The 12,309-nt window shown below is 63.4% G+C and carries 11 protein-coding genes; 5 read left to right on the top strand and 6 right to left on the bottom strand.

The features are described 5' to 3' along the window. Nucleotides 1-11: 11 nt before the first annotated feature. Nucleotides 12-1,379 carry a replication initiation protein gene (locus G3N64_RS04425; protein WP_205782566.1) on the bottom strand — a complete coding sequence of 456 codons (1,368 nt, stop codon included), beginning with the start codon at nucleotides 1,377-1,379 and terminating at the stop codon, nucleotides 12-14. Nucleotides 1,380-3,201: 1,822 nt separating this feature from the next. Between G3N64_RS04425 and G3N64_RS04420 the strand changes: the two genes are divergently transcribed. Then, nucleotides 3,202-4,383: a DNA-binding protein gene (locus tag G3N64_RS04420; protein WP_205782565.1), complete on the top strand. Its 1,182-nt coding sequence runs from the start codon at nucleotides 3,202-3,204 to the stop codon at nucleotides 4,381-4,383. 136 nt (nucleotides 4,384-4,519) lie between these two features. Here G3N64_RS04420 and G3N64_RS04415 read toward each other — a convergent pair whose 3' ends face one another. The 3 genes from G3N64_RS04415 to G3N64_RS04405 form a co-directional block, all read right to left on the bottom strand. Next, nucleotides 4,520-5,539: a tyrosine-type recombinase/integrase gene (locus tag G3N64_RS04415; RefSeq protein ID WP_205782564.1), complete on the bottom strand. Its 1,020-nt coding sequence runs from the start codon at nucleotides 5,537-5,539 to the stop codon at nucleotides 4,520-4,522. 102 nt (nucleotides 5,540-5,641) lie between these two features. Then, the gene (locus tag G3N64_RS04410) at nucleotides 5,642-6,019 is read right to left on the bottom strand and encodes a DUF2471 family protein (RefSeq protein ID WP_205782563.1); all 378 of its coding nucleotides are present in this window, start codon (nucleotides 6,017-6,019) and stop codon (nucleotides 5,642-5,644) included. Nucleotides 6,020-6,159: 140 nt separating this feature from the next. Next, nucleotides 6,160-6,771 (bottom strand): XRE family transcriptional regulator, encoded by a 612-nt coding sequence (locus G3N64_RS04405; RefSeq protein ID WP_021163719.1) that lies wholly within the window; start codon nucleotides 6,769-6,771, stop codon nucleotides 6,160-6,162. Between the two features lie 161 nt (nucleotides 6,772-6,932). On the opposite strand from G3N64_RS04405, the gene G3N64_RS04400 reads away from it, so the two are divergent. Next, nucleotides 6,933-8,132 carry a glycine C-acetyltransferase gene (locus G3N64_RS04400; protein WP_205782562.1) on the top strand — a complete coding sequence of 400 codons (1,200 nt, stop codon included), beginning with the start codon at nucleotides 6,933-6,935 and terminating at the stop codon, nucleotides 8,130-8,132. Between the two features lie 13 nt (nucleotides 8,133-8,145). Continuing rightward, nucleotides 8,146-9,174 carry an L-threonine 3-dehydrogenase gene (tdh, locus tag G3N64_RS04395; protein WP_205782561.1) on the top strand — a complete coding sequence of 343 codons (1,029 nt, stop codon included), beginning with the start codon at nucleotides 8,146-8,148 and terminating at the stop codon, nucleotides 9,172-9,174. 396 nt (nucleotides 9,175-9,570) lie between these two features. Here tdh and G3N64_RS04390 read toward each other — a convergent pair whose 3' ends face one another. Together G3N64_RS04390 and G3N64_RS04385 are read right to left on the bottom strand one after the other, a co-directional pair. Further along, nucleotides 9,571-9,987, bottom strand: a complete 417-nt coding sequence (locus G3N64_RS04390; RefSeq protein WP_205782560.1) for a hypothetical protein — start codon at nucleotides 9,985-9,987, stop codon at nucleotides 9,571-9,573. Then, entirely contained in the window at nucleotides 9,984-10,622 is a 639-nt protein-coding gene (locus G3N64_RS04385) for a GNAT family N-acetyltransferase (protein ID WP_205782559.1), read from the bottom strand. Before G3N64_RS04385 ends, G3N64_RS04390 begins: the two co-directional genes overlap by 4 nt. 182 nt (nucleotides 10,623-10,804) lie before the next feature. Here G3N64_RS04385 and G3N64_RS04380 point away from each other — a divergent pair, with 182 nt between their 5' ends. Both G3N64_RS04380 and G3N64_RS04375 read left to right on the top strand, forming a co-directional pair. Then, on the top strand, nucleotides 10,805-11,410 hold the full coding sequence (locus G3N64_RS04380; RefSeq protein WP_205782558.1) for a TetR/AcrR family transcriptional regulator: 606 nt from the start codon (nucleotides 10,805-10,807) through the stop codon (nucleotides 11,408-11,410). Between the two features lie 63 nt (nucleotides 11,411-11,473). Next, on the top strand, nucleotides 11,474-11,953 hold the full coding sequence (locus G3N64_RS04375; RefSeq protein ID WP_205782557.1) for a nuclear transport factor 2 family protein: 480 nt from the start codon (nucleotides 11,474-11,476) through the stop codon (nucleotides 11,951-11,953). Nucleotides 11,954-12,309: the final 356 nt, after the last annotated feature.

Genomic DNA, 12,309 nt, shown 5'->3' with positions numbered 1-12,309 from the left:
CTGAGCGGGCCTCAGGCGGCCCGCGACTGATTCAGCGTGAACGACAGCAGGTCGCCGTCCGTCGGCTCGCCCCAGGTCTTCTGGGCCAGCCAGTCGAAAAAGGCCGTCTCGGCCAGCTTGGAATCGAGGCCGCGCTTGCGCCAGTCATCGCGCAGATGCGAGCCCATCGTCGGCAGCGCCTCCGACTCGAACGACTCGCGCGCCACTTCGCGCTCGGCGTCGCCCTGCTCTTCGTACAGCACCTTCGCTTCCTTGCGGCGGAACGCGGCGAACTCGCTCAGCAGGCGTGCCTTCAGATCGTCCGGCTGGGCCACTGCAACCTTCGCGGACGGCGTGCCGGCAGGCAGCGCGTCGACCGATTCGACCGGCGGTGCATAACCCTTCTTCAGTGCATCCTTGAACAACGCGGGCGCGCTGCGCACCGGCGGCAGCGTCGTGCTGCGCATCCGCTGCTCGGTCATCTGCAGCGCGGCACGAATGCGGTTCTCTTCGCTGTCCGCATAGAGCGTCTGCGCTTCCTTCAGCGGGATCCCGAGCTTCACCATCCGGTCGACCAGCGTGCTGTCGAACACGTTCGGATGTTCGTCGAGCGCGAGCATCGGCTGCTTGCGCTCGGTCACGCGGAACTGGATCTCCGCGACCCGACGCCCTTCACGGTGCTCGATCAGCTCGACGAAGATGTTGGTAACCGCGTTGACTTCCGCGATCGCGGGACGCAGATAGTCGCGCTTGAAGTACTTGTACTCGCGCTTCGCCTCGTCGCCGGCTTCCGTGTCGGGCGTGCCCGACAGGATCGGCCGCCACCATTCCCACGGCTCGCGCATCGTCAGGTGGCTCGGGTTCGTCAGGTAGCGCACGCAGATTTCGTACAGCGCGAGACCGGCGCTGCTGCGCAGCTGGCTCTGGAACTGCAGGCTCAGGCGCGCATACTGCACCGGGTCGAGCAGCTTCTTCTTGATCTTCGGCGCGAACGAGAATTCGACCCACACGCGGCGGGTCGCCGGATCCTCGAGAATTTCCGCGTCGGCGATCAGCGTCGAGATCCCCCATTTGCGGCCCGGCTTCTGGCTCGACGTCCCCGTGCTCCATTCGACCTGCACCGACACCATGCGGCGCAGGTGTTCCTTCACCAGCGCGGTGTCGTTCGAATCGAAGGCGGAGTTGGCGACGATATCCGACAGCAGCGCGCGATACGTATCGCCCGAGTCGTCGGCCTGCTGGGCCACGGCCAGCAGGACATTGAACAGCTTGCGAGTGAGGAGCGTGATCTTGCCGCTCTTCGGCTGAATGGCGATCGCCTCGACGGCCTTACGCAATTCGGCTGAACTGGCACTCACCACATCCACATCGGTTTTCTTGGCGCGCTTCGTCGTGGCCATACGTCGGGTCGGAGGAGAAGTTTTCCGGAAGGATAGCGCCTGCGGTGATGTGCGTCCAGAACGACATGCTCACCATAGCGGGTGAAGCACGCGTGCAAAACGGCACTCACCCCAGGCGCTCCCGAAAACCCTCACCGCTCCGGATTTGCAGCGTTCCAGACTCTTCCAGACGTGCTGCGGGATGCGCCGATTCACAGAATTTCACCTGTGCACGATACGTGCGAAATGTGCTCCCGTATCGGCTCACCTTTCGATTTGTCGTAATTTTACGACTGCGCAGGTAAGCGTTCAGCACAGGGTTGCGATCCCACCTCGCTGCGCCTCCCAATTGGTCCTTCAACGGCCTGTATGCATGTACAGGCGTGACTCACCGGGAGATCGTGATCGAGTCCGGCATCCCGGAAGACACCGGCGAAACCGGCCCGCACGGCCTGATCGGGTCGGCTTTGCGGGCCCGGGCGCGCATTGTACAGCGCCCAAACCGGATCGGATCCCGAAAATACTCACCTCGAGCACAGGGTGTTCATTCCTCTGAATGTCGACGAATGCCCGACACGCGCGGGATTCGCCACCCAAGACTCCCGAAAACGCTCACCTCAAGGAAAAATCGCTGTGCCCCCATGGGCACGAGAATGGCTCCCGAAAAACCTCACCGTAACTGTCTCGGTATCAAAAATCTCAATGCCTTCCGATACTTATACACAGAAGGCATTTGGCTGTGCGTCACCGACATCCCCCGAAAAGCCTCACCTTTCGAAGAAAATCCTTCATACGACAACCCTATGTCAGCCCCCGAAAAATCTCACCTGTGCCTAAAAGTGGCACAGCAAAAACGAGATTTCTTCCAGTCCTGGCGGGCTTTTCGGCGAATTCGGCAGCTCACAGATCCCGAAAAACCTCACCTTTGACCATTTTTCACGCAAATTTCGTTCCCGGAAAGTCTCACCTGTGGCCTGAATCACAGCCTGTGATCCAGGCCCCGAAAAACCTCACCTCAACAGGATCCAGGCAGGAAAACCCGGATTTCGCTCCCGAAAAACCTCACCTTTAGGGCTCCACAAGCCCCCAAGACCGCTTTTGCTGTGCAAAATGGCGTTCGTTTCCCGGAAGTCCTCACACCAAACACCCGTGGAGTCCCGTGAAACCTCACCTTTTGCAAAAACTGCCTAAAAGATGGGCAGAATCGGGGCGCGAAGAAGGTCCCGCAAATTCTCACCTATGTCTGCACAGGCAGAAAACTGTGCAGACAGGCACAGCGCGGGTTCTGTGGCTGTGAGGCCCCGAAAAGCCTCACCTTTGGGAAATCTCGTGTTTCACTGTGATCCCGAATCCGCTCACGATCTTTCCCGCAACGGCTCACGCAGCTCCCTGAACCCCATCACGTCAGCTCCCGCAGAAGATCACCTTGGCTCCCGTAAAACTTCACCTTGTCGACCGGAAAGCCTTGCAGCATAAGGCTGTGCCGTGGCGTTAACGTTTTTAACTAAGGGTTCAAGGGTGTTTACTTCTAATACTCTCAAGACATCCGCTGACGAGTTTTCCACAGACACCCCAACCCCTGAACACCCACGGGCAATCGGATCCGTGGTCATGTGAAACAAATGCCGAATTTCGGCGTCTGCAGGAAAATGCTTGTGGGACAAGGATTTAGCCAATTTTCTTCGCTTTGTTTCACGGAATCCTGAACCACAGTCGTCCGGATTGGCCCACAGACCCGATTCCTGTGCGACGCGACGTAAATTCACAACGTCGGCACAAAATAGGTATCAATAGATACGTATTTCGTTATGATTCCCACACTTCAATGTCGGTGAGCATAGCGATGACCCTGGACGAAATACGCCAAGCCATTCGGGACGAACTGGAATCGCTGCGTGCAAGCGGTGCGCGACGGCAGGAATTGTCGCTGCATGCTTGCAAGCGATTGTTCTTCGATCTCGGCATCCGGCCGTCGGCTGCTAACGTCCGCGATCTCACCCAGACCGGCAGCGCCAGCGATATCCCCAAAGACATCGACCATTTCTGGGAGCGCATCCGCTCCGCCTCCAAAGTGAGGCTCGACGGTGCGGCAATCCCGAAGGCCGTCGAGGAAAAGGCGGGGGCATTGCTCGGCGCACTCTATGAAGAAGCGTTGAAAGCCGCGCGGGACAGTCTCGACAGCGATCGCCAGCAGGTTCGCGCCGGCGTTGCCGATGCCGAACAGCGGTTGCGTGACGCAACTGTCCGCCAGGAGACGCTCGAAGGTGCGCTCGCGCGTGGCGAAGCGAAAAACGAGCAGTTGCAGGCCCGCGTGACCGAACTGGAGGTCCAGCTCGCGTCGCAAACGACGCACGGTTCGGCCAGCGAAGCGACGTTGCTCACCACAGTCGCCCGACTGGAGAGGGAACTGGCTGCGACCGCCGGCCGCGTCGAAGCTGAGCAGGCGCAGAACGCAGCGCTGCGCGATCGCATCGATGCACTGCAAGCCGAACTGCAGCAACGCACCGAACACTACGCGCAGCAAATCAAGGATGCGGTGGCCGAAGCCGAACGCCGCGTCAAGCCGATGCTGGTCGAGCTGGATTCGTTGCGCAGCATGGCGTCGACCTATCAAAGCGGTTTGCGCGATGTTCAGCGCAAGGAGTTCGATTTCCTGCAGCAACTGAGTTCGGCCAAGGCGCGCGCCGACCGGCTCGAAGAACAGTTGCGCAGCCAGGGCGATGAACTGGAACGTGCGACGCGCGATGTGAATTCGCTGCGCGCGAGCCGCGGCATGAATCCGGAAATCGCCGCGCTGATCCGCCGCCTGGCCGATGCCGGGCAACTGGATGCGGAGGCGTTTGCCGTGATCGGCACTTCACTGGATCAAGAGATCCCGGTGCCGGCCCATTGCCCGCATTGCGATGGCGAGCCGGAGCTGTCACACGGAGAAGAGGGTTTTGAAGTAGCCTGCCCCGAGTGCGAACATGCTTCCGGCGCATGGCCGTCCCGATTCGAAGCTGTCGCCCGCTTTGCACAGACGTGACGCAGGGATCGGCTGACCCGCACAGGTGAGACGATCCGGGGAGCTTGAGGTGAGGATTTTCGGGAGCTGTGAAACGGTGAGGCTGCGCCACACAAGGCTGCTCACGGATCGCTTCACGTGAGCAGCCGTTGGGCGATCAGTGAGTTTCGTCGCTGTCGGACGCGTCACCGTTGCTGTCGGCCAGACCGTCCCGCCAGTTTTTCCAGGCGCGATGCAGGCGGTTCGACGAGATCGGCCGCATGAAGCCCAGCCATTTGCCGACCCGTTCGGGCGGCACGTCGTGTTCGAACAGTTCGGCTGCATAGGTATTGCGCAGGGTTTGCGGGCTCGCGCGCGCGGTGCGCGACGACGTGAGCCCGGCGGATTCGACGATCGCGTCGATCGCGCGCAGCATCGTCGCCTTGTGCATCGGCCGCCCGGCATGGGATGCGGGAAACACGAGTTCCCCCGGAATGTCCTGTCGCTTGCGCTCGGTGAGCCAGGCTTCGAGCAGGGCGATCGCGAACGACGCCAGATGGGTTTCGCGCGCGAAATCCGGATGGGTCGACTCGATCTGCAGCGACGTTCCACTCGTATTGATGCAACTAATCGTAAGCGCGCGAGCTTCGCCGGTTTTAATGCCGGCACCGAGAAACGCGGCGACGAGCGCGCGGTCGCGCCGCTCTTTCCAGTACGCGGAACCGGATACGCCGATCGGCGAAAACAGGTACGCGAGCAACGTCGCGCGCTCGGCGGGCGTGAGGAAACCGGTCGGTTCGTTGTCGCGCGCCTTGCGCCAGTTCGCTTCGCCATCCTGAGCAATGAACCGTGCTGGGTTGGTCGACGCGTATTCGGTGCGCCGGATGTGGTCGAGCACGCGCTCGATCAGCCTCAGATAACGCATTCGCTGGGTTTTCCGGATCGGCAGTTCGCCGACGAAATTCGCGATGGTTGCGGTATCGACCGTTGCCAGATTCTTCTGGTGCGCACGCATCCAGGTGAGAAACGCGCCCCATTGAGCGCGATAGACGTCGGCCGATGAGCGGCGATAGTCCTGCATGGCGAGCCATGCATCGAATGCGGCTTCGGGCGAGATGATCCAGTCGGATGCGCCGCGGTCGAACAGATCCGTTTCTTCCGGGTGTGCGGGGGTATCGGGAGAGGCGGGAAGAGACATGTGATTTATTCCGTTAGTTGCGTATATGGTAGCCCTTTCCGCAACGTCTCGGGCAGCAAGAGGCTGGACAAGGCCGCCACGCGTGGCGGCCCGGGCGGGCGGTCAGTCGCCCCACGCCTTGGACGGGCGGTGAGCACGCTCGCGAGGTGCGGTGTCGTGCGAGGTCGAGGCCGCTTCGTACGCGAGAACCGCGAACGAAAAAACGGCAGGCAGCGCATTCGAGCGCCCGAAGTCGATCGGATCGTCCGTTTCGGGAAACGTCATGTCCGAAGGCCGTTCGAACAATTGACGCATGCCGGCCTCGTGCCGGCTGGCAAAGCCGAGATCGGCAAGCGCCTCGGCTTCGATGGCGTGCAGCAGGCGCCACGTCAGCGGAACGCGCTGGCGGATGTAGCGCCCGGCAATATGGCGGACGATCAGCTCGAGGTCGTGCGCGGCAGCCTTGAAGCTGAGCGCGGCCAAATCTTGTTCTTCTGTCATTGCAGGCTCCTGTCGACCAGGCGGGCGCCTCGGTGCGCCGGCTCCGGCCCGTGCATGGCGGAATGTCCGTATACTGTACAAACATACAGTAGTTTCCGCAACTGGCCTGCAATTGGCCCTTTGGCCAGCTATCCGCGCCGTCAGCGATGTATCACGATCAGCAGTGCCCGCGCCTCGGCCTTGCCGGGATTGCGGATCGCGTGCGGCTCGTCGGCCGGGTAGCGCGCGGTGTCGCCTACCTTCAGGCGCCGGCTGGCCGCCGCGGCTTCGATTTCCATCGCGCCCTGCAGCACGGTGAGGTGTTCGCGCGTGCCGGGCTCGTGGGCGTTCGATATCAACGCGCCGCCACCGGGCAGCGTCAGCTCGTACCACTCGAACTTGCCGGCGAGGTCGATCGGGCCCCACACGCGCAACTGGTAGCGGCCGTCATGGCCGGCGAGCGTCGGGATGTCGTGCGGGCCGTCCACGCGGATGGTCTCGGGCGCCTTCGGCTGCGAGAACAGCTCGTCGAGCGTGATGCCGAGCGCGTTCGTCAGCCGCCACGCCACGGCGATCGTCGGGTTGGCCTTGTCGCGTTCGATCTCGGAGAGCATCGATTTCGATACGCCGGCCGCACGCGACAGGTCGTCGAGCGTCAGCTTGCGTTCGTTGCGCAGCCGCTGGATCTGCTCGCCGACACGCGGCGGCGTGGCGGCCGGCGGTTGCGGTGCGGCGCTGGCAGGCGTGCGCCGCGAGCCGGAGGAACTTGCCATTTGGATTCCGTTCGCTTAGAGTTGTTCGGTATTTCGAATTCTAGTTCGGAATATCGGATAAATGCGGTCAACCGAACGACCGACTATAACAGTAGCAGGCCGTTGCGCCGCCGCCACGAGTGGCGCGTTGCGGAATGCGAAACCCTGTCAGGAGCTTTGCGATGCGTGATGCCTTTCTCGCCCAGGTGCGCGGGACGCTGGACCAGATCCGCGCGGACGGTTTTTACAAGACCGAGCGCGAGATCGCGAGTCCCCAGGCGGCGGCCGTGCGGCTCGCCGGCGGTGCCGGCGTGCTCAATTTCTGCGCGAACAACTATCTGGGTCTGGCGAACGATCCGCGCCTGATCGATGCGGCGAAGGCCGGCCTCGACCAGGACGGCTTCGGCATGGCATCGGTACGCTTCATCTGCGGCACGCAAACCGTGCACAAGCAACTGGAAAGCGCGCTGGCCGCATTTCTCGGCACCGAGGACAGCATCCTCTATTCGAGCTGCTTCGACGCGAACGGCGGGCTGTTCGAGACGCTGCTCGACGAGAGCGACGCGGTGATCAGCGACGAACTGAACCACGCGAGCATCATCGACGGCATCCGCCTCTGCAAGGCGAAGCGTTTCCGCTACAAGAACAACGACCTGTCCGACCTCGAGGCGAAGCTCAAGGAAGCCGATGCGGCGGGCGCGCGCCACAAGCTGATCGCGACCGATGGCGTGTTCTCGATGGACGGCATCATCGCCGACCTCAAAGGCATCTGCGATCTCGCCGATCGTTACGGCGCGCTCGTGATGGTCGACGATTCGCACGCAGTCGGCTTCATCGGCACGCACGGCCGCGGCACGCCCGAGCACTGCGGCGTCGAAGGCCGCGTCGACATCATCACGGGTACGCTCGGCAAGGCGCTCGGCGGCGCCTCGGGCGGCTATGTCGCTGCGCGTCGCGAGGTCATCGAACTGCTGCGCCAGCGCTCGCGCCCGTATCTGTTCTCGAACACGCTCACGCCGAGCATCGCCGCGGCATCGCTGAAGGTGCTCGAACTGCTCGGCAGCGACGAAGGCGCGAAGCTGCGCGAGCGCGTGCGCGAGAACGGCGCTCGGTTCCGCAAGCAGATGACCGAAGCCGGCTTCACGCTCGTTCCGGGCGCGCATCCGATCATCCCGGTGATGCTCGGCGACGCGCAGCTCGCGACGAACATGGCCGACAAGCTGCTCGGCGAAGGCGTCTACGTGATCGGCTTCTCGTTCCCCGTCGTGCCGCGCGGCCGCGCGCGCATCCGTACGCAGATGAGTGCCGCGCATACGCCGGAACAGATCGACCAGACGGTCGCCGCGTTCGTGCGCGTCGGCAAGTCGCTCGGCATCATCTGACGGAGGCGCGACCATGAAAGCACTGGCAAAGCTCGAACGCGGCCCCGGCCTCACGCTCACGCGTGTGAAGCGTCCCGAAGTCGGCCACAACGACGTGCTGATCAAGATTCGCCGCACGGCGATCTGCGGCACCGACATCCATATCTGGAAATGGGACGACTGGGCGCAGAAGACGATTCCCGTGCCGATGCACGTCGGTCACGAATATGTCGGCGAGATCGTCGAGATGGGGCAGGAAGTGCGCGGCTTCGCGATCGGCGATCGCGTGTCCGGCGAAGGCCACATCACGTGCGGTTTCTGCCGCAACTGTCGCGCGGGGCGCCGGCATCTGTGCCGCAACACGGTCGGCGTCGGCGTGAACCGCGAAGGCGCATTCGCCGAGTATCTGGCGATTCCGGCGTTCAATGCGTTCAAGATTCCGCCCGAGATCTCCGACGATCTCGCGTCGATCTTCGATCCGTTCGGCAACGCGACGCACACGGCGCTGTCGTTCAACCTCGTCGGCGAAGACGTGCTGATCACCGGCGCGGGCCCGATCGGCATCATGGCCGTCGCGATCGCGAAGCACGTCGGCGCGCGCAACGTCGTCATCACCGACATCAACGACTACCGGCTGGAACTCGCGCGCAAGATGGGCGCGACGCGCGCGGTCAACGTCGCACGCGAGTCGCTGCGCGACGTGATGTCCGACTTGCACATGACCGAAGGCTTCGACGTCGGCCTCGAGATGTCGGGCGTGCCGAGCGCATTCACGAGCATGCTCGAGGCGATGAACCACGGCGGTAAGGTCGCGCTGCTCGGCATTCCGCCTGCGCAGACGGCGATCGACTGGAACCAGGTGATCTTCAAGGGGCTCGAGATCAAGGGCATCTACGGCCGCGAGATGTTCGAGACCTGGTACAAGATGGTCGCGATGCTGCAGAGCGGCCTCGACCTGTCGCCGGTCATCACGCATCGCTTTGCGGCCGACGATTACGAGAAAGGCTTCGCCGCGATGCTGTCCGGCGAAAGCGGCAAGGTGATTCTCGACTGGACGGCCTGAGTGCCGCAGGGGCAGCGCGGCGCGTTCGCCGTCTGCCCCGCTTTTGATTACGTCTGCGTTTTCGAGGCCGAAACGCGCGAATCCGGGCGCAAGGTGAGATTTTTCGGGAGCTGTACTTGCGCGCCGGATCGCGACACGATCGCACATCGGTGACCTGCAATCGCACGTTCACTTCACCTGTCGTCAGCCGCCTCGCTTCCCGCCATCACGCCGTTCGGCACCTGCTCTCCCTCTTCCGCGCGCTTCCTTGCCTGGCTTGCCGCGAAGTCGTTCGCTATGCACCCCATGCGACGCCGTGCCGAACCACCGCATCAACCGTGAGCCCGCACGCCTCGTTGCGACTCACTCATGCGCGAGGTGATCGATATCCATCGACATCGAACGGTGCGCACACTGCTACTTGATCCGTTCACCATTCAACCCTCGCGGGTCGAGCTGAAGACTCAACACGACGAGCCAGCGCTTCGGGCACTGCGGCGCCACGTCGACCGGATCGCCGTGCGCGCCGGGAACGGTGACGAACCCGTGTTGCGCCGCGTATTGATACGCGCGCAATGCATCCGCCTGCAGCCAGAAGCTGACGAGCGCGCACGTCACGAAGCGGAACAGCAACACCGTCGCGGCGTCCGGCGCGAAACCGGCCATCACCAGCAGGCTTTCGAACGCGAACGCCAGCGCTTGTGCGACCGCGATCGTGAGGATCGTCAGCTTCAACACACCGCGCAGCCGTAGCGCCGCACGCACGCGTGCCTGCCGGACGGCGAGTTGCGTGCGATCGTCGCCGCCGTCGTGCTTCGGCACATCGTGTTTCACGACGCTGCACCGACGTGCGGCGCGACGTCGATCTGCGTCGTATCGCCGGCAACGATGCGACCGTCCGCGACGCTGACGGATTTGCACAGGATCGTGCTGTCGTAGTTGTGTCCCGGAAAGCGCATCACGTCGACCGGTTGAAATCCTGCGCGGCGATAGAAATCGATGAGCCGGACTGCCGCGTACGGCGCGTCGAGTGCGAGGTGCGTCGCGCCGCGTGCGGCGGCCCGCCGTTGCGCGAACGCGAGCAGCGAACGGCCGATGCCGCGATCCTGCCAGACGGGATCGACCGCCAGCTGGCCGAGCGTCGCGACGTGCCGGCTGCGGTACGGATCGCAGCGGGAATCGGGATCGTGCGAACGCATCGTCATCGTCGCGACCAGGTGTGCGTTGCCGAGTGCGACGAAACACTCGCCGGTGAGCACGCGTTCGCGCGTCGCCGAGGCCGGCTGATCGACGCACGGGCAGTTGAAGCCCAGTGCGCCGAGCGGCGCGAAGGCGCGATGCAGCAGTGCGGTCAACGTGTCGTACGAATCGTTGCGCGGGTCGAAGCGCCGCACGACGACGCGGCCGTCGAGCCGCTTGGCATAAGCCGCATAGGCGCGCGCGGGGCGCGCGGATTCCGGTCGCTGCATGTTGTCCTTTCGCCCAGACAGGGTGACCGAAGTGTAGTGAGCGCCGCGGGTCCGCTTCAAGAAAAAATGTCGTAAACGCGGCGGGCGCGCGTCGCGCGGCCCGGCCGCGATTCAGCCCTCTCATCGACAGGTTTTTTCACGTGGGTGTTGACGATGGAGAACGATCGTTCTACATTAAACCCATGAACACACATCACGACCCCTCCGGCGAACCCGACGTTCGCGACCGGCTGCTCGATGCGGCCGAAGCGCTGATCTATTCGGGCGGCATCCACGCAACCGGCGTCGACGCGATCGTCAAGCGATCCGGCGCGGCACGAAAGAGCTTTTATTCGCATTTCGAATCGAAAGAAGCGCTGGTTGTCGCTGCGCTCGAACGCCGCGACGAGCGCTGGATGCGCTGGTTCGTCGATGCCACGCTGGCGTGCGGCAAGGCGCCGCGCGTGCAGCTGCTCGGCATGTTCGACGTGCTGCGCGACTGGTTCGGGCAGCCCGACTTTCACGGCTGCGCGTTCCTGAACGCATCGGGCGAGATTCCCGACGCGGACGATCCCGTGCGCGTCGTCGCACGTGCACACAAGGCACGCCTGCTGGCATTCGTGCGCGAGCGCTTCGATGCGTATGCCGACGAGAAGGGAATCGAACGCCGCGGGCTTGCGCGCCTGGCGCGCCAGTGGCTCGTGCTGATCGACGGCGCGATCGGCGTGGCGCTCGTCAGCGGCGATGCAAACGCTGCGCGCGATGCGCGCGCAACGGCCGAACTGCTGCTCGACGCGGTATCGCGGTAGTCGAAGCGGCGAATCTGAACCGGCCGCGATTGTCCGTGGCCATCACCTGAACAGGAGCAACCCATGTCCGCTTCCCCCGAAGTCCGTCCGCCCGTTCCGCCCTTCACGCTCGAAACGGCGCGCCAGAAAGTGCGCGCCGCCGAGGATGGATGGAACACGCGCGACCCGCAGCGCGTGTCGCTCGCCTATACGCCGCAAAGCCGATGGCGCAACCGTGCGGAATTCGTGACCGGTCGCGACGAGATCGTCGGGCTGCTGCAGCGCAAGTGGGCGCGCGAGCTCGACTACCGGCTGATCAAGGAGCTGTGGGCATTCGACGGCAATCGCATCGCGGTGCGTTTTGCATACGAATGGCATGACGACGCCGGCAACTGGTTCCGTTCGTACGGCAACGAAAACTGGGAGTTCGACGAAGACGGCCTGATGGCGCATCGTCACGCGAGCATCAACGACCTGCCGATTCGCGAGCAGGATCGCCTCTATCACTGGCCGCTCGGCCGTCGTCCGGATGATCATCCGGGGCTGTCCGACCTCGGGCTGTGACACGCGTGTCGACTCGACGGATCGACGAACGCGTCACCGGGATTCAACGGTGAGGAAATTCGGGAGTCGATGCGCGGAAGGTGAGGTTTTTCGGGACGAGGTGAAACGTCGCGTCGGACTGTGTGCTTCGAGCCGTTCGACGCGGCGTCGTACCGGGCAAAGCGGACCTGCCGCACACGCCGGCATGCAGCGGTGTGCCTCACCACGTGATGCATCTCACCGATCGCACAGTGCCGGCAGTGGATTGACGATCGGTGTGCATGCGCGCGATGTGCAACTCACCGATCGTGTCGACGTCGACGATGGATAGCGCGAGCCGTGCGCGTTGCGGTGCGATGTTGCTCACCGCTCGACTT

It is taken from the genome of Burkholderia sp. Ac-20344, assembly GCF_017104975.1.
Classification (GTDB): domain Bacteria; phylum Pseudomonadota; class Gammaproteobacteria; order Burkholderiales; family Burkholderiaceae; genus Burkholderia.
Note: the sequence above shows the minus strand (reverse complement) of the source record. Positions and strands in the feature narration are given on the sequence as shown.

Bases quoted from the DNA above. Each gene is read 5' to 3' on its own strand.
- G3N64_RS04405 (WP_021163719.1), bottom strand. From the start codon at position 6,771: ATGGCAAGTTCCTCCGGCTCGCGGCGCACGCCTGCCAGCGCCGCACCG.
- G3N64_RS04380 (WP_205782558.1), top strand. From the start codon at position 10,805: ATGAACACACATCACGACCCCTCCGGCGAACCCGACGTTCGCGACCGG.
- G3N64_RS04420 (WP_205782565.1), top strand. From the start codon at position 3,202: ATGACCCTGGACGAAATACGCCAAGCCATTCGGGACGAACTGGAATCG.
- G3N64_RS04415 (WP_205782564.1), bottom strand. From the start codon at position 5,539: ATGTCTCTTCCCGCCTCTCCCGATACCCCCGCACACCCGGAAGAAACG.
- G3N64_RS04385 (WP_205782559.1), bottom strand. From the start codon at position 10,622: ATGCAGCGACCGGAATCCGCGCGCCCCGCGCGCGCCTATGCGGCTTAT.
- G3N64_RS04410 (WP_205782563.1), bottom strand. From the start codon at position 6,019: ATGACAGAAGAACAAGATTTGGCCGCGCTCAGCTTCAAGGCTGCCGCG.
- G3N64_RS04425 (WP_205782566.1), bottom strand. From the start codon at position 1,379: ATGGCCACGACGAAGCGCGCCAAGAAAACCGATGTGGATGTGGTGAGT.
- G3N64_RS04375 (WP_205782557.1), top strand. From the start codon at position 11,474: ATGTCCGCTTCCCCCGAAGTCCGTCCGCCCGTTCCGCCCTTCACGCTC.
- G3N64_RS04400 (WP_205782562.1), top strand. From the start codon at position 6,933: ATGCGTGATGCCTTTCTCGCCCAGGTGCGCGGGACGCTGGACCAGATC.
- tdh (WP_205782561.1), top strand. From the start codon at position 8,146: ATGAAAGCACTGGCAAAGCTCGAACGCGGCCCCGGCCTCACGCTCACG.